This is a genomic window from Microbacterium sp. T2.11-28 (assembly GCF_950097975.1).
Classification (GTDB): domain Bacteria; phylum Actinomycetota; class Actinomycetes; order Actinomycetales; family Microbacteriaceae; genus Microbacterium.
The window spans coordinates 286,216-307,994 of sequence record NZ_CATNHF010000028.1; the positions used below are offsets into that span (position 1 = coordinate 286,216).

At 71.1% G+C, this 21,779-nt stretch carries 20 protein-coding genes; 8 read left to right on the forward strand and 12 right to left on the reverse strand.

Annotated elements, in window-relative coordinates:
• Nucleotides 1–4 precede the first annotated feature (4 nt).
• From pgl to tkt, 6 genes are read right to left on the reverse strand one after another with little or no spacing between them, the layout of a single operon-like run.
• Nucleotides 5–784 carry a 6-phosphogluconolactonase gene (gene pgl / locus QQZ13_RS12535; protein ID WP_284529562.1) on the reverse strand — a complete coding sequence of 260 codons (780 nt, stop codon included), beginning with the start codon at nucleotides 782–784 and terminating at the stop codon, nucleotides 5–7.
• A gap of 7 nt (nucleotides 785–791) precedes the next feature.
• Nucleotides 792–1,739 carry a glucose-6-phosphate dehydrogenase assembly protein OpcA gene (locus QQZ13_RS12540; RefSeq protein WP_284529564.1) on the reverse strand — a complete coding sequence of 316 codons (948 nt, stop codon included), beginning with the start codon at nucleotides 1,737–1,739 and terminating at the stop codon, nucleotides 792–794.
• Nucleotides 1,736–3,283 carry a glucose-6-phosphate dehydrogenase gene (zwf, locus tag QQZ13_RS12545; RefSeq protein WP_284529566.1) on the reverse strand — a complete coding sequence of 516 codons (1,548 nt, stop codon included), beginning with the start codon at nucleotides 3,281–3,283 and terminating at the stop codon, nucleotides 1,736–1,738. The genes QQZ13_RS12540 and zwf overlap by 4 nt, the downstream gene beginning before the upstream one ends.
• Nucleotides 3,284–3,296: 13 nt before the next feature.
• Nucleotides 3,297–4,925, reverse strand: a complete 1,629-nt coding sequence (locus QQZ13_RS12550; protein ID WP_284529568.1) for a glucose-6-phosphate isomerase — start codon at nucleotides 4,923–4,925, stop codon at nucleotides 3,297–3,299.
• Nucleotides 4,922–6,046 carry a transaldolase gene (gene tal, locus QQZ13_RS12555; RefSeq protein ID WP_284529570.1) on the reverse strand — a complete coding sequence of 375 codons (1,125 nt, stop codon included), beginning with the start codon at nucleotides 6,044–6,046 and terminating at the stop codon, nucleotides 4,922–4,924. Before tal ends, QQZ13_RS12550 begins: the two co-directional genes overlap by 4 nt.
• Nucleotides 6,043–8,142: a transketolase gene (gene tkt, locus QQZ13_RS12560; protein ID WP_284529571.1), complete on the reverse strand. Its 2,100-nt coding sequence runs from the start codon at nucleotides 8,140–8,142 to the stop codon at nucleotides 6,043–6,045. The genes tal and tkt overlap by 4 nt, the downstream gene beginning before the upstream one ends.
• 214 nt (nucleotides 8,143–8,356) lie before the next feature.
• Between tkt and QQZ13_RS12565 the strand changes: the two genes are divergently transcribed.
• Nucleotides 8,357–9,277, forward strand: coding sequence for a heme o synthase (locus QQZ13_RS12565; RefSeq protein WP_284529572.1), 921 nt, complete (start codon nucleotides 8,357–8,359; stop codon nucleotides 9,275–9,277).
• Nucleotides 9,278–9,394: 117 nt separating this feature from the next.
• Here the strand turns inward: QQZ13_RS12565 and QQZ13_RS12570 are convergent, their stop codons facing one another.
• Nucleotides 9,395–9,820, reverse strand: a complete 426-nt coding sequence (locus tag QQZ13_RS12570; protein WP_284529573.1) for a dinucleotide-utilizing enzyme — start codon at nucleotides 9,818–9,820, stop codon at nucleotides 9,395–9,397.
• Between the two features lie 115 nt (nucleotides 9,821–9,935).
• Nucleotides 9,936–10,937, reverse strand: coding sequence for a heme A synthase (locus QQZ13_RS12575; RefSeq protein ID WP_284529574.1), 1,002 nt, complete (start codon nucleotides 10,935–10,937; stop codon nucleotides 9,936–9,938).
• A gap of 290 nt (nucleotides 10,938–11,227) precedes the next feature.
• On the opposite strand from QQZ13_RS12575, the gene sufB reads away from it, so the two are divergent.
• The 7 genes from sufB to QQZ13_RS12610 all read left to right on the forward strand — a co-directional run bounded on the left by sufB (nucleotide 11,228) and on the right by QQZ13_RS12610 (nucleotide 17,951).
• The gene (gene sufB, locus QQZ13_RS12580; RefSeq protein ID WP_284529575.1) at nucleotides 11,228–12,646 is read left to right on the forward strand and encodes a Fe-S cluster assembly protein SufB; all 1,419 of its coding nucleotides are present in this window, start codon (nucleotides 11,228–11,230) and stop codon (nucleotides 12,644–12,646) included.
• Nucleotides 12,646–13,863, forward strand: coding sequence for a Fe-S cluster assembly protein SufD (gene sufD / locus QQZ13_RS12585; RefSeq protein ID WP_284529576.1), 1,218 nt, complete (start codon nucleotides 12,646–12,648; stop codon nucleotides 13,861–13,863). The genes sufB and sufD overlap by 1 nt, the downstream gene beginning before the upstream one ends.
• Complete coding sequence (locus QQZ13_RS12590) at nucleotides 13,860–14,189, forward strand: non-heme iron oxygenase ferredoxin subunit (protein WP_284529577.1); 330 nt, start codon at nucleotides 13,860–13,862, stop codon at nucleotides 14,187–14,189. The genes sufD and QQZ13_RS12590 overlap by 4 nt, the downstream gene beginning before the upstream one ends.
• Before the next feature lie 14 nt (nucleotides 14,190–14,203).
• The gene (gene sufC / locus QQZ13_RS12595; RefSeq protein ID WP_284529579.1) at nucleotides 14,204–14,989 is read left to right on the forward strand and encodes a Fe-S cluster assembly ATPase SufC; all 786 of its coding nucleotides are present in this window, start codon (nucleotides 14,204–14,206) and stop codon (nucleotides 14,987–14,989) included.
• 9 nt (nucleotides 14,990–14,998) lie between these two features.
• Nucleotides 14,999–15,328, forward strand: a complete 330-nt coding sequence (locus tag QQZ13_RS12600) for a metal-sulfur cluster assembly factor (protein ID WP_284529580.1) — start codon at nucleotides 14,999–15,001, stop codon at nucleotides 15,326–15,328.
• A gap of 62 nt (nucleotides 15,329–15,390) precedes the next feature.
• A complete protein-coding gene (locus QQZ13_RS12605) occupies nucleotides 15,391–16,584 on the forward strand; it encodes a MalY/PatB family protein (protein ID WP_284529582.1) in 1,194 nt (397 codons plus the stop codon).
• Nucleotides 16,581–17,951, forward strand: coding sequence for an MFS transporter (locus QQZ13_RS12610; RefSeq protein WP_284529584.1), 1,371 nt, complete (start codon nucleotides 16,581–16,583; stop codon nucleotides 17,949–17,951). The genes QQZ13_RS12605 and QQZ13_RS12610 overlap by 4 nt, the downstream gene beginning before the upstream one ends.
• A 3-nt stretch (nucleotides 17,952–17,954) precedes the next feature.
• On the opposite strand, the gene QQZ13_RS12615 is transcribed toward QQZ13_RS12610, so the two are convergent.
• From QQZ13_RS12615 to QQZ13_RS12630, 4 genes are all read right to left on the reverse strand, one after another.
• Nucleotides 17,955–18,863: a siderophore-interacting protein gene (locus QQZ13_RS12615; protein WP_284529585.1), complete on the reverse strand. Its 909-nt coding sequence runs from the start codon at nucleotides 18,861–18,863 to the stop codon at nucleotides 17,955–17,957.
• A 55-nt stretch (nucleotides 18,864–18,918) separates the two neighbouring features.
• The gene (locus QQZ13_RS12620) at nucleotides 18,919–19,728 is read right to left on the reverse strand and encodes an ABC transporter ATP-binding protein (protein WP_284529586.1); all 810 of its coding nucleotides are present in this window, start codon (nucleotides 19,726–19,728) and stop codon (nucleotides 18,919–18,921) included.
• On the reverse strand, nucleotides 19,725–20,777 hold the full coding sequence (locus QQZ13_RS12625; RefSeq protein WP_284529588.1) for an iron chelate uptake ABC transporter family permease subunit: 1,053 nt from the start codon (nucleotides 20,775–20,777) through the stop codon (nucleotides 19,725–19,727). Before QQZ13_RS12625 ends, QQZ13_RS12620 begins: the two co-directional genes overlap by 4 nt.
• On the reverse strand, nucleotides 20,777–21,779 hold a 1,003-nt coding region (locus tag QQZ13_RS12630), incomplete at its 5' end, for an iron ABC transporter permease (RefSeq protein ID WP_284529590.1). The genes QQZ13_RS12630 and QQZ13_RS12625, both read right to left, overlap by 1 nt.

Consider the following 21,779-nt stretch of genomic DNA (forward strand, 5'->3'; position numbering starts at 1 on the left):
CGGCTCAGAACTCGGGGTCGATGAGCTCCGGCGGCACCTGCTGCGCAGCCGCTTCGTCGACGAAGAGCATCGTCTTCTTCAGTCCCTTGGCCCCGGCGGCGGGGACGCTGTCGTAGCTCGCCCCGGCCAGTGCCAGACCGAGCGCCGCGGCCTTGTCGACGCCCGAGAGGACCATCCAGACGCATCGCGCCGAGTTGATCACCGGGCGCGTCAGCGTGATGCGGTCGGCCGGAGGCTTGGGCGCGTCGCGCACCGACACGACGGCCTGATCCGTGATCTGGATCTCGGCGCGGTCCGGGAAGAGCGAGGCGATGTGACCGTCGGGTCCGACGCCGAGGAAGCAGATGTAGAACTTCGGCCAGTCCTGACCGTCCGCGGCATAGCGGGCGAGCTCGTCGGCGTACGCGGCCGCCGCGGCGTCGAGGTCGAGCCCCTCGCCGGCCGCGGCCATCGCGTGCACGTTCTCCGCGGGCACCGCGATGCGGTCGAGCAGCGCGCGCCGGGCGCCGTTCTCGTTGCGCTCCTCGTCGTCGCGCGCGACGAACCGCTCATCGCCCCACCAGAAGTGGACCGTCGACCAGTCCACGTCGGCGCGGCGCGGGTCCGTCCCTGCGGCGCGCAGGACGTCGGTTCCGATGTGCCCGCCGGTCAGTGCGATGTGACTGGTCTTCCCGGCGGCGGAGCGTCGGATGAGACGGTCGAGAAGACGGCGCGCCACCGCGCTCGCCAGGCTGTCGGCGTCGGGGCTGATGACGACCCGCTTCTCCGTCGAGAAAACTGACATGCGACTCCTACGTCGTCCCCTCGGGCGAATCGGGCGGTCCGAGGAGCTCCCACCCTGCCGTGATCACTCGACCATACAGGAGGTCGGGATCGAGACGACGCAGCTCCTCGGCGAGGCACTCGCGGAGCGTGCGGCGCGGCAGCACGATGTCGTGCGAGGGCTGGCCGGGCTGGGTGAGCGTCGCGTCGAGGTCGTTGCTGCGCTCCAGCACGATGTCGCCCGACGCCCGCGTCAGGCGCACGCGCTGGATGCCGTGCGCCCACTCCTCGGGGCGGGCGTAGCGCCAGTCCACGGGCACGTCGAGCTTGAGCCGCAGCCAGGCCGCGAGCAGGCCGGTCGACGGCGAGCTGCCGCTGCCGACGACCTCGACGGCCGTGACCGGCTCGTAGGGCGGCTGGTCCAGGACGGCGGCGAGCTGCTCCCGCCAGTGCGTCAGACGCGTCCATGCGAGGTCGGTGTCGCCGGGCGCGTGGTTGGGGCCGAGCTTGGAGAGCCGGTCCTTCGCATACGGCTTGGTCGCCGCGTCGGTGATGCGCCGCTGCGCCATCCGGCCGATGGGCGACGCCGCCGGCTCGGTCGGCGGGTTGTCGGGCCACCAGGCGACGACGGGGGCGTCGGGGAGCAGGAGGCCCGTCACGAGGCTCTCGTCGTTGCTCGCGGCCTCTCCCGACGCGCGGAGCACCACGACCTCGCTCGCCCCGGCATCCCCGCCCACGCGGATCTGCGCGTCGAGCTTGGACGGCCCGTCGGGCTGGGTCATGAGGACGATGACGCGCATGGGATGCTCGCGCGACGCATCGTTCGCGGCCTCGATCGCCTCCTCCTCCAGACCGTGCGTCGTGATGATCAGGAGGGTGAGCACACGGCCGAGGGCGACCGCGCCGCCCTCCTCGCGGACGTTCACGAGAGAGCGGGCGATCTTCGACACGGTGGTGTCGGGCAGGTCGACGATCACGGGCGCCTCCAGACGCGGCCGTCACGGGCCAAGAGTTCATCGGCGGACGTCGGGCCCCACGAGCCGGGGGAGTACTGCTCCAGCGGCTCGTCCAGGCCCGCCCAGTACTCTTCGATCGGATCGAGGATGCGCCAAGACAGCTCGACCTCCTCGTGCCGCGGGAACAGCGGCGGATCGCCCAGGAGCACGTCGAGGATGAGGCGCTCGTACGCCTCGGGGCTGGACTCGGTGAACGCGTGGCCGTACCCGAAGTCCATGGTGACGTCGCGCACCTCCGTCGCGGCGCCGGGCACCTTCGATCCGAAGCGGATCGTCACGCCCTCATCGGGCTGCACACGGATGACGAGCGCGTTCTGGCCGAGCTCGGTCGTCTGGTTGCGCAGGAAGAGGTGCTGCGGAGCGCGCTTGAACACGACCGCGATCTCGGTGACACGGCGGCCGAGCCGCTTGCCGGTGCGCAGGTAGAAGGGTACGCCCGACCACCGTCGTGTGGCGATCTCGAGCTTGACCGCGGCGTAGGTCTCGGTCGTCGACTGCGGGTTCATGCCCTCCTCGGCGAGGAAGGCGCTCACCTTCTCGCCGCCCTGCCATCCGCCCGCGTACTGACCGCGTGCGGTCGCCGTCGACAGGTCGTCGGGCAGCTTCACCGCGGCGAGCACCTTCTCCTTCTCGGCGCGCAGATGCGTCGCGTCGAGGGAGATCGGCTCCTCCATCGCGGTGAGCGCGAGCAGCTGCAGGAGATGGTTCTGGATGACGTCGCGCGCCGCGCCGATGCCGTCGTAGTAGCCCGCCCGGCCGCCGACACCGATGTCCTCGGCCATCGTGATCTGCACGTGGTCGACGTAGTTGGCGTTCCAGATCGGCTCGTACAGCTCGTTGGCGAAACGCAGCGCGAGGATGTTCTGGACCGTCTCCTTGCCCAGGTAGTGGTCGATCCGGAAGATCGAGTCGGCCGGGAAGGCGACCTCCAGCGCGGCGTTGAGCTCACGAGCCGACTGCAGATCGCTGCCGAACGGCTTCTCGATGACGACCCGGCGCCAGCTGTCGTCGTCGTTGGCGTCGTCGACGAGTCCCGAGTCCTTCAGCTGCTTGGCGACGATGGGGAAGTCGCGCGGCGGGATCGAGAGGTAGAAGGCATGGTTGCCCATCGTCCCGCGCTCCCGGTCCAGGCGCTCCACCGTCTCGCGCAGGCGGCGGAACGCGTCGGCGTCGCCGAACTCGCCCGACACGAAGCGGATGCCCTGCAGCAGCTGCTTCCACGTCTCTTCGCGGAAAGGCGTGCGCGCGTTCTGACGCACGGCCTCGTAGACGACCTGCGCGAAGTCCTGGTCCTCCCAGTCGCGGCGCGCGAAGCCCACCAGGGCGAACCCGGGCGGGAGCAGGCCGCGGTTGGCCAGGTCGTACACGGCGGGCATGAGCTTCTTGCGCGACAGGTCGCCTGTCACGCCGAAGATGACCAGAGCGCTCGGGCCGGCGATGCGGTTGAGGCGGCGGTCATCGGGGTCGCGCAGCGGGTTGTGTCCGCGCGAGATCTCGACAGTCATCGGTGGGTGCTTCCTACTGGGCTGCTTCGAACAGCGCGAGGACCTCGACCTGGGGATCGGTCAGGGTCAGGGTGACGACGGGGCGACCGTGCGCGGCGAGCACCTGCGCGTCGCCGGCGGCCTGCGCGCGGATCAGCTCGCCGAAGGTGAACGGACGGCCGGGGATCTCGAGGTCGACGTCGGCCGACTCGAGGATCTGCACGAAGACGCCCTCGGCCGGTCCGCCCTTGTGGAACTGGCCGGTCGAGTGCAGGAAGCGCGGGCCCCAGCCGAACGTCGTGGGGCGTCCGCTGTCGGCGGCCACGAGCTCACGGAGGCCGGCGAGCTGCGGCAGTGCGCCACGGTCGACGTACGCCTGGATCGCGACGTAGCCGTTCGGCGACAGACGCGCCCACAGGGCGTCCAGGACGCCCTCGAGCGTGCCCGACGATGCCAGGGCGGGGTCGGTCACGCGGATCTCCACGCCGGACTCGACGAAAGCCGGCGCACCGGCGTCGGGACGCGCGTCCAGCAGGCCGCGGGTCGCCTCCTTCGCGGACTCGACGTCGGGCTGGTCGAACGGGTTGATGCCGAGCAGCCGGCCAGCGATCGCCGTGGCGTACTCCCAGACGACGAACTGGGCGCCGAGCGAGCCGCTGATCAGGACCTCGTCGGGGTTCTGCTCCAGGACGCGGAAGTGCTCGGCATCGTCCACGATGCGCAGGATCTGCAAGTCCTCGGGCGTCTGCTCGACCTCGGGCGACACGGGAAGGAGCACGACGGGGAGGATCCCCGTGCCCGCCTTCCCCGTCGACTCGGCGACGAGCTGCTCGATCCAGTCCGGCAGCCCGACGATGTGCGTGCCGTCGCTCACGAGCCCGAGCTTGTCGCGCCGGCTCCCCGACGCATCGGTCCCGGCGATCGCGGCGGCGAGGACCAGTGCGGGATTGCGGACGTCGTCGATGGCGACCTCGAGCAGCGTCGCCTCGGCCTCGTCGAGCAGCTCCGACACGTCCGCGCCGGCCAGGCCCGCGGGCACGAGGCCGAAGGCGGTGAGGGCCGAGTAGCGTCCGCCGACCGTGGCGTCGGCCGTGAACACCCGGTATCCGGCCTCGCGCGCGGAGGCCTCGAGCGGCGAGCCCGGGTCGGTGACCACCACGATGCGGTCGGCGGGGTCGATGCCGAGATCGCTCCACGCCGCTGCGAACGCGCGGCGCGCGGAGTCCGTCTCGACCGTGGAACCCGACTTCGACGACACCACGAGCACGGTCTCGGCGAGGCCGCCGGTCTCGGTGTCGCCGTCGATGGCCGCGAGAACCTGGCCCGGAGAGGTCGAATCGAGGATGACCAGGGGAACGCCGCTGGTCTGGGCGATCACCTCGGGCGCGAGCGACGAGCCGCCCATGCCGGCCAGCACGACGCGCGTGATCCCGCGGGCGTGCAGGTCGTCGCGGAGCGCCTCGATCTCGGGAACGAGGGGACGCGAGACGGAGACCGCCTGCACCCAGCCGAGTCGGCGTGACGCCTCGTCGGACGCCTCGGCGCCCCACAGGTCGGCGTCGCCCGCGGTGATCCCGCTGGCGACGAGGTCCTCGACCAGACCCGGCAGGGTCTCGTCGACGACCTGCTTGACGTGTCCGGAGACGTGGATCTCGAAGCTCAACGCGCGTCTTCCGGCGTCGCCGCGAGCGCGGCGGAGACGGTGGACTGGAGGTCGTGCCAGGAGACGATGAACTTCTCCACGCCCTCGTCCTCCAGCACCTGCGTCACATCGGCGAAGTCCACGCCGACGGCCGCGAGCCGGTCGAAGACGTCGTGCGCGCCGGCATAGGCGCCCGTGATCGTGTCGCCGGAGACGACGCCGTGGTCGAAGGTCGCCTCGAGGGTCTTCTCGGGCATCGTGTTCACGGTTCCCGGGGCGACGAGCTCGGTGACGTACAGGGTGTCGGGCAGCGCCGGGTCCTTGACGCCGGTCGACGCCCACAGCGGACGCTGCACGTTCGCACCCGCGGCGACCAGGTCGGCGGCGCGGTCCTGGGCGAACTCCTTCTCGAAGAGCTCGTAGGCGAGGCGGGCGTTGGCGACTCCGGCGAGGCTCTTCAGCTCGAGCGCCGCCTCGCTTCCGATCGCCGTCAGGCGCTTGTCGACCTCGGTGTCCACGCGCGACACGAAGAAGGAGGCGACGGAGTGGATCGTGCCGAGGTCGATGCCGGCCGCGCGGGCCTTCTCGAGACCGCTGAGGTACGCGTCGATGACCTCCGCGTAGCGCTCCAGCGAGAAGATCAGCGTGACGTTGACCGAGATGCCGGCCGCGATCACCTCGGTGATGGCGGGGAGGCCGGCCTTGGTCGCGGGGATCTTGATGAGCGCGTTCTCGCGGTCGACCGTGGCCCACAGCTTCTTGGCCTCTTCGATCGTCGCGGCGGTGTCGTGCGCGAGATCGGGGGAGACCTCGATCGAGACCCGGCCGTCGACGCCGCCCGTGGCGTCGTACACGGGGCGGAAGATGTCCGCCGCGTTGCGCACGTCGTCGGTGGTGAGCGCGAAGATCGCCGCGTCCGCGTCGGCGCCGTCGGCGGCCAGCGCCGCGAGGGCCTCCTGGTAGGAGTCGTCGTCGGCGTTGCCGATCGCGGCCTGGAAGATCGACGGGTTGGTGGTCACACCCGAGACGGTGCGCGTCTCGATCAGCGAGGCCAGGTTGCCCGAGGTGATGCGCGAACGCGACAGGTCATCGAGCCAGATGCTGACGCCGGCGGCCGAGAGCTGCTGAGTGGGGGTGGTCATGCGTTCTCCTTGACAGTTGCGCGGACCTCGCGGACAGACTCACGTGCTGCCGCAGCGACCGCTTCGGCGGTGACGCCGAACTTCTCGAACAGGGTCTTGTAGTCGGCCGACGCGCCGAAGTGGTCGATGCCGACCGAGCGGCCGTGGTCGCCCACGATGGTGCGCCACAGCGGCGTCGCGCCGGCCTCCACCGAGACGCGGGCGGTGACGGCGGACGGGAGCACCGACTCGCGGTAGTCCGCATCCTGCTCGGCGAACCACTCGAGCGAGGGGGCCGACACGACGCGCGCATCGATGCCCTCGGCCGCCAGGGTCTCGCGTGCGGTCACCGCCAGCTGCACCTCGGAGCCGGTGGCCACGAGGATGACGTCGGGCGCATCGCCGGCGGCGTCGATCAGGACGTAGGCGCCCTTGGCGACCCCGTCGACGGTCGAGAACCCCTCCTCGCCGCGGGGGAAGACCGGGATGTTCTGGCGGGTCAGCGCGATGCCGACCGGTCCGCCCGACGTGCGGCGGACGATCTCGAGCCAGGCGGCCGAGGTCTCGTTCGCGTCGGCGGGCCGGACGACGGTGAAGTTCGGGATGAGGCGCAGCGCGGCGAGCTGCTCGATCGGCTGGTGCGTCGGGCCGTCCTCGCCGAGGGCGACCGAGTCGTGCGTCCACACGAAGATCGAGGGGATGTCCATGAGCGCCGCCAGGCGCACGGCGGGACGCATGTAGTCGCTGAAGATCAGGAAGGTGCCGCCGAAGGGGCGGGTCGGGCCGTGCAGCTTGATGCCGTTGACGATCGCGCCCATCGCGTGCTCGCGGATGCCGAAGTGCAGCACGCGGCCGTAGGGGTCTCCGGACCACTCGTGGGTGGACCACTCGGCGGGGATGAAGCTCTTCGCGTCCTTGATCGTCGTGAGGTTCGATTCGGCGAGGTCGGCCGAACCGCCCCACAGCTCGGGGAGCTGCGCGGCGAGCGCGTTGATGACCTGACCCGAGGCCGCGCGGGTGGAGACCTCCTTGCCCGCCTCGAACGTCGGCGCCTCGAGGTCGGCGGGGAGCTCCGCGGCCTCCAGGCGGTCCAGGAGCGCCTTGCGCTCGGGGTTCGCGGCCGCCCAGGCGTCGAAGGAGTCCTGCCAAGCGGCACGGGTCTCGGCTGCGCGCTCGGCGAGCGCGCGGGTGTGCGCGATCACGTCGTCGGCGACGACGAAGGACTGCTCGGGGTCGAAGCCGAGGACCTTCTTCGTGGCGGCCAGCTCGTCGGCGCCCAGCGCCGATCCGTGGATCTTGCCGGTGTTCTGCTTGCCCGGCGACGGCCAGCCGATGATCGTCTTGAGGATGATCAGCGACGGCTTGTCGGTCTCGCCCTTCGCGGCCTCGACGGCGGCGAACAGCTCGGCGACGTCCTCGACGTACTCGCCCGTCTTCTTCCAGTCCACCGTCTGCACGTGCCAGCCGTAGGCCTCGTAGCGCTTCTGGACGTCCTCGGTGAAGGCGACGTTGGTGTCGTCCTCGATCGAGATCTGGTTCGAGTCGTAGATCGCGATGAGGTTGCCCAGCTGCTGGTGACCGGCGAGCGAGCCGGCCTCCGCCGTGACGCCCTCCTGCAGGTCGCCGTCGCCGGCGATCACGTACACGAAGTGGTCGAACGGGCTGGTGCCGGCGGCCGCCTCGGGGTCGAACAGGCCGCGCTCATAGCGGGCCGCGTAGGCGAAGCCGACGGCCGAGGCCAGACCCTGGCCGAGCGGCCCGGTGGTGATCTCGACGCCCTTGGTGTGTCCGTACTCGGGGTGGCCCGGGGTGCGCGATCCCCACGTGCGCAGCGACTTCAGGTCGTCGAGCTCGAGGCCGAAGCCGCCGAGGTAGAGCTGCACGTACTGGGTGAGGGAGGAGTGCCCGGCGGAGAGGATGAAGCGGTCGCGCCCCAGCCAGTCGACGTCGGTCGGATCGTGTCGCAGGACGCGCTGGTAGAGCAGGTAGGCGGCGGGCGCCAGGCTCATCGCGGTGCCGGGGTGGCCGTTGCCGACCTTCTCCACCGCATCCGCAGCCAGCACTCGGGCGGTGTCAACCGCGCGCCGATCGATCTCGTCCCACAGCAGCTCTGACACTCTTCGCCTTTCTTCGTGGCACGTGCGCGACCTATCGGAAGCCTCGAGAAGGGGGAGGAGCGCTGTCGCGCGCGCAGGTGCCTCCAGCATATCGAAGCGGCATGCTCCGGAGGCCATGTGTCGCGCTCCGTGACGCCTTTCGTGCCGCCTTCCCCGCCCGATGGGCCGGGGAAAATGCCATAGACTGGGCGGACCTGACCGGACAGTGGGGGCGATGGACATCACGACGACGCGCGGGCGCACGGCGCCGCAGCGTTCCCTCGGCCGAACGGTCCGCGCGTACGTGCAGCTGACCAAGCCGCGCGTGCTCGAGCTCCTGCTCGTGACGACGGTTCCGGTGATGATCCTCGCCCAGGACGGGCTGCCGGACCTGTGGCTGGTGCTCGCCACTGTGATCGGCGGATCCCTGAGCGCCGGCTCGGCCGCCGCCTTCAACATGTACCTCGACCGCGACATCGACGCGCTCATGCACCGGACCGAGAAGCGGCCGCTGGTGACCGGCGAGGTGTCGCCGCGCGGAGCGCTCGTCTTCGCATGGACCCTGGCGGTGGCCTCCACCGTGTGGCTGCTGCTGACGACGAACTGGCTCGCCGCGGCGCTCAGCGTCTTCGCGATCTTCTTCTACGTGGTGATCTACACGATCGTCCTGAAGCGGCGCACCGAGCAGAACATCGTGTGGGGCGGCATCGCGGGGTGCTTCCCGGTGCTGATCGGCTGGTCGGCGGTCACGGGCTCGCTCACCTGGACGCCGTTCATCCTCTTCCTGCTCGTGTTCCTCTGGACGCCGCCGCACTACTGGCCCCTGTCGATGAAGTACAAGGGCGACTACGCCGACGTCGACGTGCCGATGCTCGGCGCCACGCGCGGCGGCTCCCAGGTGGGTCTGCAGGTCATCCTCTACGCCTGGGCCACGGTGGCCTCGTCCCTCCTGCTGATCCCGGTCGCGCCCATGGGGCTCGTCTACACCGTGTCGGCGCTGGTGTTCGGCGGATGGTTCATCGTCGAGTCGCACGTGCTCTACAACCGGGCCGTCCGGGGCGAGCAGCCGCGGCCGATGCGTGTGTTCCACGCGTCGATCACGTATCTCACGCTGCTGTTCGTGGCGATCGCGGTCGACCCGCTCCTGCCCTTCTGACCGGTCCGACCGGTCGTCGGCCGCGGCCGATTCCGCGACGGGGGAGACCCGCACACGGAGGGGCGCGCAGGGACGCGAGCCTTCCCCGGTGCGGAGCTCCTCCGCGGTGTCAGCGGGTCAGCGGGTGACCGGCGCGGTCTCGCGCTCGGCGTCGGCGGCTTCGTTGGGCTCGTAGCCGAGCTCCGGCTCGTAGCCGTACTCATCGGTGGAGTCGGCGGGCTGCGCGGCCGGGGCGTCGTCCTCGTCGAACGCGGGCGGCTCGACGAGGTCGACGGCCGGTGCGGGCGCGAGCGAGCGCAGGGCGCCGACGGTGAGGGCCAGGGCGAGGCCCACGAGGCCGGCACCGATCAGGATCGCGCCGAGGACCGCCCAGATCTGCCCGACATAGACGTCGTTGCTCGTGGCGGTGCCGTCGGTCAGGCGCGCGTCCATTCCGCCGAGCCGGTCGAGCAGCAGGTACGCGCCGCCGGCGCTGGATGCGAGGGATCCGGCGATCAGCAGCCAGTAGGGGACGCTGCGGGTCAGACGGGGACGAGTGGACATTGATGCTCCTCGGGTGTCGAGACCGTCGACGGGACGGGGGTCCCGGACGACGGCGCCGCGATTTCGCGGCCTCCGCCACTGTGCGGGCTCGAACCGTGTGGGTCCGATGCGTCGCCTATGAGGCTGCTGTGCGCCGTTCCTCCGCGCTCGCACGCTCCTGCGTGGTCACCGGGGCCTTCAGGTGGAGGACCACGGCCGTCATCGCTGCGACGAGGCACACCGCCAGCACCATGTGGATGTTCACGAGCACGATGGGAAGCCCGGTCCGCGCCTGCCAGAGGCCCACGGCGATCTGCACCACCTCGACGGCGAGCAGCAGGGCGGTCCATCGGGGGAGGCCGAGTTCCCGCGGCATGCGGAAGGACAGGGCGACGATCGCGAGCGTGAGGGCGAGGGTGGCATAGGCCGGCCAGCTGTGGACGTGCTGCCAGAAGACGGGGTCGAGTCCGTTGCGCGCGGCCTCGTCGTCGCCGGCGTGCGGGCCCGCTCCGGTGAGCAGGATGCCGACGACCACCGTCACGAGGACGGCAGCGCTGGTGAGGTGCACGAGCGCCGCGTACCCGGGCGTCACCAGCCGCCGACGCGGTCCGGGGACGGCGTGCACGCGGTGCACGTACACGGCGGAGACGGCGACGAGCGCGGCCGAGATGAGGTAGTGCAGGCCGACGATGCTCGGGTGGAGGTGCATCCACACCGTGACCCCGCCGATGACCGCCTGGAGGATGATCCCGCCGCCGACCGCGAGCGTGAGGCCGGTGAGGTCCGGGCGCCGCGGCGTGAGACGCGCCACCGACAGGAACGCGAGGAGCGCCACGATCACCAGGACGCCGGTCAGGGTGCGGTTCCCGAACTCGATCAGGCCGTGGATGCCGAGCTCCCGCGTGGGCACGAGCGAGTCGGCGGTGCAGTACGGCCAGGTCTCGCAGCCCATGCCCGAGCCGGTGAGGCGCACGAGGCCGCCCGTGCCGACGATCAGGATGTTGCTGGCCAGGACCAGCCACGCCAGCACGCGAGTACCCCGCCCGATGCGGTGCGGGAGGCGCTCGAGCAGTCGCCGCCACGGTCCCGGCCGGCCGGTCTGCGGCTCGGTCGCCGCGTCGCTGGTCGCCTGGGACATGCGCGTCGCCTCCTGTGATGCGGCCCCGAAAGGGGCTGGGGCCACGCCACACGTCGGGCGTTGCCTGTAGACTCGAGGGGTTGAGACGGTCGCGCGGTGCGCGGTCCGTCTCCCCAAGTCTAGGCGCGTCGTCAGCGCCGGTTCCGCCCGGCCCGTCCGGTCGGAACGACACCATGAACGGCCCGAGAAGCGGCACCCCCACCTCGTCCACGATCCTCCATCGTGAGACAGGCGAGGACAGGGGAAATGCCGGGGCGGATGACACCGTTGCGGCCGAAGAGGAGGAGAACATGTCGGATGTGCTGATCGACCGTCCGGAGCTCGAGGGCCTCGGCGTCTACGAGTTCGGGTGGCACGACACGGACGCGGCGGGAGCCAGCGCCAGGCGCGGGCTCAGCGAGGCCGTGGTGCGGGACATCTCCGCACTCAAGTCCGAGCCGGAATGGATGCTGAAGACCCGGCTGAAGGGCCACCAGCTCTTCGGTCGCAAGCCGATGCCCACCTGGGGCGCCGACCTGTCCGACATCGACTTCGACAACATCAAGTACTTCGTGCGCTCCACGGAGAAGCAGGCGCAGTCGTGGGAGGACCTCCCCGACGACATCAAGAACACGTACGAGAAGCTTGGGATCCCCGAGGCCGAGCGTGCGCGCCTGGTCGCCGGTGTGGCCGCCCAGTACGAGTCCGAGGTGGTCTACCACCAGATCCAGCAGGAGCTGGAGGACCAGGGCGTCATCTTCATGGACACCGACACCGCGCTCAAGGAGCACCCCGAGTTCTTCGAGGAGTACTTCGGCAGCGTGATCCCCGCCGGCGACAACAAGTTCGCCGCGCTCAACACGGCCGTGTGGTCGGGGGGCTCGTTCGTCTACGTGCCGCCGGGCGTCCACGTCGAGATCCCGCTGCAGGCGTACTTCCGCATCAACACCGAGAACATGGGCCAGTTCGAGCGGACGCTGATCATCGCCGACGAGGGCTCCTACGTGCACTACATCGAGGGCTGCACGGCGCCGATCTACAAGAGCGACTCGCTGCACTCGGCCGTGGTCGAGATCATCGTCAAGAAGAACGCCCGCGTGCGCTACACGACGATCCAGAACTGGTCGAACAACGTCTACAACCTCGTCACGAAGCGGGCCGTCGCCCACGAGGGCGCGACCATGGAGTGGGTCGACGGCAACATCGGCTCCAAGGTGACGATGAAGTACCCGTCGATCTACCTGATGGGCGAGCACGCCAAGGGCGAGACGCTGTCCGTCGCCTTCGCCGGTCCCGGGCAGCACCAGGACGCCGGCGCCAAGATGATCCACATGGCGCCCTACACGCAGTCCTCGATCGTCTCGAAGTCGATCGCGCGCGGCGGCGGCCGCGCGGGCTACCGCGGCGAGGTCCGCGTCGACGCGAACGCCCACCACTCCGCGAACACGGTGCGGTGCGATGCGCTCCTCGTCGACAGCATCTCGCGGTCGGACACCTACCCGGCGATCGACATCCGCGTCGACGACGTGCAGCTCGGCCACGAGGCCACGGTCTCGAAGGTCAGCGAAGAGCAGCTGTTCTACCTCATGAGCCGCGGCATGCCCGAGGACGAGGCGATGGCCATGATCGTGCGCGGGTTCATCGAGCCCATCGCGCGCGAACTGCCCATGGAGTACGCCCTCGAACTGAACAAGCTCATCGAGATGGGCATGGAAGGATCCGTCGGCTGATGACGACAGCGACACAGGCCCCCGGCGCCCCCGCGTCCCAGGGCCACATCGACCCTGCGGCGAAACTGGCTGCGGCCAAAGCGGCCGGCACCGCCTTCGTGCCGGTGCAGACCCGTTCCGAGCGGCCGACGTCGTTCGATCCGGCGGACTTCGGCGCCCCCACCGGCCGTGAGGTCAACTGGAAGCACACGCCGATGGACCTGGTCCAGCCGCTGCTGCGCGACGAGGCCGGCCCGCACGGCGTGATCTCGGTCGAGGTCACCGCGCCCGACGAGGTCGTGCAGCTCCGCCTCGCGCCGGGGGAGGCCCCGCGCGGCGAGGTGTTCCGACCCGAGGACATCGCCAGCGCGATCGCGTGGACGCAGGAGGCCGACGCGCCGCTCATCCGCATCCCGGCCGGGGTCGAGCTGACCGAGCCCGTGGTCGTGCGCCTCACCGGCACCGGCGGCCTCGCGCACGCGCACGTCGTGATCGAGGCGGAGGCGGGTGCCCGCGGCACGGTCGTGCTCCGGCACGAGGGCACCGCTCAGCAGGCGCAGAACGTCGAGATCATCGCCCGCGACGGCTCGGCGCTCACCGTCATCAGCGTGCAGCGCTGGGACGACGACGCCGTCCACCTCGCCTCCCATCAGGCGCGCGTGGACCGCGACGCCACGCTCACCCACATGGTCGTCACCCTCGGCGGCAAGGTCGTCCGCGTCAACCCGTCCGTCGAGCTCGCCGGCGCCGGCGCCGACGGCAAGCTGTACGGTCTCTCCTTCGCCGACGCCGGGCAGCACTTCGAGAGCCAGGTCTACCTCCACCACAAGGGGCCCCAGACCGTCGGCGACGTCCTGTACAAGGGCGCGCTGCAGGGCGCGGGCGCCCGGAGCGTGTGGATCGGCGACGTGCTCATCGGACCCGACGCCGTGGGCACGGACTCCTACGAGGCCAACCGCAACCTCGTCCTCACCGACGGTGCGCGGGCGGACTCGATCCCGAACCTCGAGATCCAGACCGGCGACATCCGGGGAGCGGGCCACGCGAGCGCCACCGGCCGGTTCGACGACGAGCAGCTGTTCTACCTGCAGGCCCGCGGCATCGCGGAGGACGAGGCGCGTCGCCTGGTCGTGCTCGGCTTCCTGACCGAGATCGTGCAGAAGACCGGCATCCCCGCCCTCGAGGACGAGCTCATCGCCGCCATCGAGGCCGAACTGGCCGAGGGAGCGCAGGCATGACCGCCCAGAAGGTGCTGAACCTCAGCGACCTCGAGCAGGACACCGCCGTGCGCGTGGAGGTGGACGGCGTGCCGATGGCGGTCGTCCTCGACGCCAACGGCGAGGTGCACGCCATCGGCGACACGTGCACGCACGGCGACATCTCGCTGTCCGACGGCTTCGTCGAGGGCGAGACCCTCGAATGCTGGGCGCACGGCTCGGCGTTCTCCCTGCGGACCGGCCGTCCCCTCAACCTTCCGGCGTACGAGCCGGTGCCCGTCTACGACGTGACGATCGACGGCGATGACATCCTCATCGACCCGGCCGTCACCAAAGAAGTGAACTGAAGAAGGAACCTGACATGGCTGTTCTCGAGATCCGCGACCTCCACGTGACGGTCGAGACCGACGCCGGCACGACTCCGATCCTCAACGGCGTGACCCTCACGGTGCGCACCGGCGAGACCCACGCGATCATGGGCCCGAACGGCTCGGGCAAGTCGACCCTCGCCTACACGATCGCCGGTCACCCGAAGTACACCGTCACCTCGGGCTCGATCACCCTCGACGGCGAGGACGTCCTCGCGATGTCCGTCGACGAGCGCGCCCGCGCCGGGCTGTTCCTCGCGATGCAGTACCCGGTCGAGATTCCCGGCGTCACCGTCACCAACTTCCTGCGCACCGCCAAGACGGCGATCGACGGCGAGGCGCCCGCGATCCGCACCTGGACCAAGGACGTCAAGGGCGCGATGAAGAATCTGCGCATGGACCCGAAGTTCGCCCAGCGCAACGTGAACGAGGGATTCTCGGGCGGCGAGAAGAAGCGTCACGAGATCCTCCAGCTCGAACTGCTGCGCCCCGCGATCGCCGTGCTCGATGAGACCGACTCGGGCCTCGACGTCGACGCGCTCAAGATCGTCTCCGAGGGCGTGAACCGCGCGAAGGGCGAGACCAACCTCGGCGTGCTGCTCATCACCCACTACACGCGTATCCTCCGCTACATCACGCCCGACTACGTCCACGTGATGGTCAAGGGCCGTATCGCCGAGGAGGGCGGGCCCGAGCTCGCCGAGCGCCTCGAGGACGAGGGCTACGACCGCTACCTCGACGCGGATTCCACCGAGCCGGCCGACGCCGTCGAGGCTTAGGATCGACGCATGACCGCCACGCTCAGCCCGGAGAAGAACGACGAGGTCACCGAGGCGCTCAAGGACGTCATGGATCCCGAGCTCGGGATCAACGTCGTCGACCTGGGCCTCATCTACGACCTCAGCTGGGACGACGAGAACGACGCGCTCGTCATCCACATGACGCTGACGTCGGCCGGATGCCCGCTCACCGATGTGCTCGAGGAGCAGACCGCGCAGGCGCTCGACAACGTCGTGGACCGGTTCCGCATCAACTGGGTCTGGATGCCGCCGTGGGGTCCGGAGCGCATCACCGACGACGGACGCGACATGATGCGCGCGCTCGGCTTCGCCATCTGACCGGGCAGACGCGGGGCGTCACGGACGGCCGGAGCCTTCGACACCGCCGATAGGGTCGAGGGGTGAACGCCGTCCCGTCCTCCGCCCCATCGTCCGTCGTCGTGGAGCCGCTGGCTCCGCTTCCGCTGGAGACGCTGCGTCGCCGGACGAGCACCAAGTGGCGCTCGTACGGCGAGGACGTCATCCCGATGTTCGTGGCCGAGACCGACTTCGCCCTCGCCGAGCCCATCACCGCCGCACTGCAGCAGGCGGTCGCCCTCGGGGACACCGGCTACACCTCGCCCGACCCCGGCATCCGCGGCGCCTTCGCCGGCTACGCGGCGCGCCGGTGGCAGTGGCAGGTCGACCCGACGCGGGTGCGGACGACGGGCGACGTCATGATGGGCGTGGTCGAGCTGCTGCGCGCGACGATCCGGCCGGGCGACCGCGTCATCATCGCGCCGCCCGTGTACCCGCCGTTCTCGATGTGCATCCCCGAGGCGGGCGGAGTGGTCGAGGAGGTGCCGCTCGTCGACGACGGTGACGGCTGGTCGCTCGACCTCGACGGCATCGCCGCATCGCTGGCAGGCGGTGCGCGCGCCGTGCTCCTGTGCAACCCTCACAACCCGACGGGCACGGTCCATACCCGCGAGAGCCTGGCGCGGCTGGCCGACATCGCGCGCGAGCACGACGCGGTCGTGATCAGCGACGAGATCCATGCGCCCCTCGTCCACGACGGCCCGTTCACGCCGTTCCTCGCCGCCTCGGACGCGGCGGCAGAGGTGGGCTATGCGGTCACGAGCGCGTCGAAGGCGTACAACCTCGCCGGCCTCAAATGCGCGGTCATGGTCACCGCCTCGGACCGCACCTCGCGGGTCCTGAGGGGCCTGTGGCCCGAGGTCGAGTGGCGGACGGGTCTGTTCGGCGCGATCGCCGGCGTGGCCGCGTTCAGCGAGGAGTCCGACACCTGGCTCGCCCGGCTGAACGCGACCCTGGACGGCAACCGCCGGCTGCTCGCCGACCTCCTGACCGAGCATCTCCCGCTCGCCCGCTACCGCCTCCCCGCCGCCGGGTACCTCGCCTGGATCGACGTGTCCGCGTACGGGTGGGGTGAGGACCCGGCGCGGCGCATCCTCGCCGAGGCCAAGGTCGCCCTGCATCATGGGCCGCTGTTCGGCACGCAGGGCGTCGGTCACGTCCGGCTGAACTTCGGCTGCTCCGCTGAGATCCTCGAGACCGCGGTCACGCGCATCGGAGCCCTCGCGGCGTCATCGTGAGTGCGCCGACGAGCGGCGCCGAGCGGATCTGGGATCCGCGCTACGCCTGGGTGACCGCCGGCGCGGTCGCGATGATCTTCCTCGCGGCGACCCAGGCGCTCGCGGTGACCACCGTGATGCCCGTCGTGAGTGCGGACCTGGACGGCGCAGGGCTCTACGCGGTCGCCTTCGCCGGAACGCTGGCGACGAGCGTCATCGGGATGGTCGCGGTCGGTGCATGGTGTGATCGGACCGACCCGGTGCTGCCGCTGGCCACCTCCGTCGCACTCTTCATCGTGGGTCTCGTCGTCGCCGGCGCGGCCGCCGACATGGGCGTGCTGGTCGTCGGCAGGCTGGTGCAGGGTCTCGGCACCGGCGGACAGACCGTCGCCCTCTACGTCGTGGTCGCGCGCGTGTACCCGGCTGCGCTCCACGGGCGCGTGTTCGCGGCGTTCTCCGCCGCGTGGGTCGTGCCCTCCATCGTCGGCCCGGTGCTGGCGGGCGCGATCGCGGACTATCTGCACTGGCGGTGGGTGTTCCTGGGCGTGGCGCTGCTCACCGGGGCGGCCTTCACGCTCGTCTACCTGCGGCTGCGCGGTCTTCCGCTGCGGACGGAGAGCCCGTCGACGGCACCCGTCGCGCGCCGCCTGGTCTGGGCGGTTCTGGTCGCGACGGGCGCGCTCGGACTCAGCCTGGCGGGCGAGGCCGGCCCCTGGGCCCCCGCGGTGATCGCGGCCGCTCTCGTCCTCATCGTCGTGGCGGCGCGGCCGCTCCTGCCCGAGGGGACCCTGCGTGCGGCGCGGGGCCTGCCGAGCGTCATCCTCATGCGCGGGCTGATCGCCGGCGCCCTGTTCGGTGCCGAGATCTACGTGCCCTACCTGCTCATCGACGGCTACGGCTTCTCCTCGACGTGGGCGGGGCTCGGCCTCACGGCGGCCGCCCTCCTGTGGGCGGCGGGCGCCGAGGTGCAGGGTCGCTACGGCGATCGGCTCGGGAGCACCCGCATCACAATGATCGGGACCGCGCAGCTCGCGGCCGCGACCCTGATCGCCGCGGCGACCGCGGCGTTCGCGCTGCCGGCTGCGGTCGTCATCGCCGGGTGGGCTCTGGCCGGCGGCGGCATGGGTCTCATGTATCCGCGGCTGACGGTGCTCACCCTGGCGTACTCGACGCCGCGCGACCAGGGGTTCAACTCGTCCGCCCTGTCGATCTCGGACTCGGTGGGCGCGTCGGCGGCGATCGCGGCGATGGGGCTCACGTTCGTCGCGCTGACCGGCACCGGCGCCGCCTTCCCGGTGGTGTTCCTGCTCGCGACGGCGCTGTCGCTCCTCGCTCTCGTGCCGGGGCTCCGGCTGGGCCGCGCGGACCGGCCCGACGCTGACGCGTGACGGTCAGTTCTCCGCGCGGCCGAGCCTCCAGTAGCCCATGAAGGCGATCGCACGCCGGTCGACGCCGACCTCGGTGACGAGGTGGCGGCGGAGCGCCTTGATCGCGCCGGCCTCTCCCGCCATCCACGAGTAGAGCGGTGCGCTCTTGAGCGCGGCGCCGCCCTTGGCGGTGCGAGGGACCTCCCACAGGATCTCCCGGTCGATGTCGATCTCCTCGACGGCGGCCCCCGTCCCCGCCGGAGCGAGCGCGGCCGCGGCCGCCTGCACGGCCGGGACGAGATGATCGTGGCGGGCGGCCTCGTCGCGACGGGCGGCGGCCTCGATGCGGAACCCGGGATGGGCGGGAAGGTAGGCGAGGTCGTCCGGATGGGGGACCTCCAGCACGACCACGCCGCGCGCCTCGGGGGGAAGCTGCTCGAGGATCACGGCGATCGCCGGGGCGGCGGTCTCGTCGCCGGCGAGCAGGATGGCGTCGGAGCGCTTCGGAGGGACGAAGTCGATGCCGAAGCTGACGTCGCCGTGCGAGGTGGTCGGCGCGAGGATGAGCACCTCGTCGCCGACGCGCGCCTGGGCGATCCAGGCCGACGCGGGGCCGACGACGTCGTGGGCGACCATGTCCACGTCGACCTCCCGCTGCTCCCGGCGCACGGCACGCGTCGTGTAGGTGCGGAACGGCAGCCGGGTCGACTCGTCCTGCTGGCGCCACTGCTCGTACCAGTCGTCGCCCGTGGGCATCGCGTCCAGCGGCGTGCCCGGGGTGGGGAACACGACCTTGATCCGCTGGTCGTAGCCGGGATCGCCGTAGAACTCGAGATCGTCCCCCACGAAGGTGAAGCGACGGAAGCTCGGCGTGAGATCGGCGATGGCTCCCACGCGGACGCGGAAGAAGTCGTACGGGTCGGTGCGTGCCATGTGCGCTCCTTGTGGGGTCGGCCGGGCGAACCGGTCCGGGGTGAGTCGGTCGGGTTCAGCCAGCGGCGGCGACGTGGTGTCGTCCGCGCGGGAGGACGAGGGGGGTGTGCGAGACGGGGTCGGTGATGACGAGGGAGTCGAGGTCGAAGATCTCGCGCACGAGCTCGGCGTCCACGATGTCGGCGGGCGCGCCGCTGGCGATGAGGCGTCCGCCGCGCAGCGCGAAGAGGTGATCGGCATACCGCGCGGCCATGTTGATGTCGTGGAGCACCATGACGATGGTCGTGCCGCGCGCGGCGTTCAGATCGGCGAGGAGGTCCAGCACCTCGACCTGATGCGACACGTCGAGGAAGGTCGTCGGCTCGTCGAGGAGCAGGATGTCGGTCTCCTGGGCGAGCGCCATCGCGATCCAGACCCGCTGTCGCTGTCCGCCGGAGAGTTCGTCGACCGCCCGGTCGGCGAGGTCGAGGATCCCCGTCGCGGCGAGCGCCTCCGTCACCGCCCGGTCGTCGTCGGTCGTCCACGAGCGGAAGAGCTTCTGATGCGGGTGGCGGCCGCGGCCCACGAGCTCGGCGACCACGATGCCCTCGGGGGAGACGGGCTGCTGCGGGAGCAGGCCCAGGGTGCGGGCGAGCTCCTTCGTCGGGATGTCCTCGATCCGCTTGCCGTCGAGCAGGACGGCGCCGGCGCGTGCCGGCAGCAGCCGCGAGATGGTCTTCAGCAGGGTCGACTTGCCGCACGCGTTGGCGCCGACGATCACGCTGATGCGCCCGGTGGGGATGTCGAGGTCGATCCCGTCGACGATGGTGGCGCCGCCGTAGCCGGCCACGAGTGCCTCGGTGCGGATGACGTGCTGCGCGTTCATGAGGAGCCTCCGCGTCGGCTGGTTCGGATCAGCAGGTAGATGAGGTAGGGCGCGCCGAGGATGCCGGTGATGACGCCCACGGGGAACTTCGTGTCGAATGCGAACTGGCCGAGCAGGTCGGCGGCGAGCACGAGGCAGGCGCCGGTGAGGGCGGCGGGGATGATGACGGGGGACCCCGGGCCGACGATGCGCGCGGCGATCGGACCCGCGAGGAAGGCGACGAACGCGATGGGGCCGGTCGTGGCCGTGGCGAAGCACGCCAGGGCGACGGCGGCGATCACCAGCAGGACGCGGGTGCGGTCGACGCGGACGCCGAGCGACGTCGCCGACGCGTCGCCCAGCTCGAGAGCCCGCAGGTCGCGGCCCAGGGCGACGACCAGGGGGACGAGGATCACGACGGCGATCGCGAGGGGCGGGATCTGCTCCATCCGCGTGCCGTTGAGACTGCCGGCCATCCAGCGCGCGGCGACCGCGACGTCGTACACGTCGGCGCGCACGAGGAGGTAGGCGACGATGGCGTCCAGCATGGCGCCGACGCCGATGCCGATGAGGATCAGACGGCCGCCGGTGGACTCGCCGCCGCGGGCGGCGACGTAGATCACGACGGCCGTGGCGATCCCCGCCACGAGGGCGAGGGTGACGGTCGCGCCCCCTCCCCAGCCGAGGACGATGAGGGAGAGGATCGCGGCGGCGCTGGCTCCCGAGGTGATGCCGATGACGTCGGGGCTGGCCAGCGGGTTGCGCAGCATCGTCTGGAACGTCGCGCCGGCGACGCCGAAGGCGATGCCGGCGAGGAGCGCGGTGAGGGCGCGGGGGATGCGCAGCGTGCCGACGGTGAAGGAGGCGCCGGGGACGTCCTGACCGAGGATGACGCCGATGACCTCGGCGGGGGAGTAGAGCGTGTTCCCGAGCATCAGCATCGCGCCCGTCAGCACGACAGCGGTGAGGGCGAGGATCGACAGCGCGATGCGACGCCGGCGCTCGCGGCGGAGGCGGGCGTCGCGCACTCCGGTGAGCTGCGCGGTGGTCGCGACGGGGAGGACCGGCATCACAGCGCCTTCATCCGGGCGCGGCGGGCGATGACGATGAGCACGGGCGCTCCGAGGAACGCCGTGATGATGCCCGCTTCGACCTCGCCGGGTGAGCCGATCACGCGGCCGACGGTGTCGGCGAGGACGAGGAGCACCGCGCCGCCGAGTGCGGACAGGGGGAGGAGCCAGCGCTGGTCGGCGCCCGACAGCAGGCGGACGACGTGGGGGACCATCAGCCCGACGAACCCGATCGGGCCGGCGACGGCGGTGACGGCGGCGCAGAGGGCGACGCCGGTGATCGCGGCGATGATCCGCACGCGGCCGACCCGCACGCCGAGCCCCACGGCGAGGTCGTCGCCGAGGGCGAGCGCGTTCAAGGCGCTGGCGCAGAGGATCGCGACGACCGCGCCGAGGATCAGCACGGGCGTGACGACGGCCATCGTCTCCCAGGCGGCACGGCCGACGTTGCCGACCTGCCAGAAGCGGAACTCGTCCATGACGGATTGGCGGGGCAGCAGGATGGCGGAGACCAGCGACGACAGTGCGGCCGTCGTGGCGGCGCCCGCGAGGGCGAGCTTGATGGGAGTGGTGCCGCCGGGGCCGACGGAGCCGACGAAGTACACGAACAGCGCCGTCACGAATGCCCCGGCGAGTGCGAGGCCGAGGTAGCTCCACATGCTCGTGATGCCGAGGAAAGCGATGCCGACGACGACGGCCAGTGCCGCACCGGTGTTGACGCCGAGGATGCCGGGATCGGCGAGCGGGTTGCGTGTGATGGCCTGCATGAGCGCACCCGAGAGGGCGAGCGCGGCTCCGGCGAGCAGGGCCAGCACTGTGCGGGGCACCCGGCTCTGCACCGCGAGCGCGCCGATGTCGGTCGGCGTCTCGCCCCGGACCCAGGCCGTGATGCCCTCGACCACCTCGGCAGCGGAGACCGGGCGGGAGCCGAACGCGAGCGAGAGGAGGACCGACAGCAGGACCGCGGCCACTCCGACGGCGAGCACGATCTCGCGGCGCCCG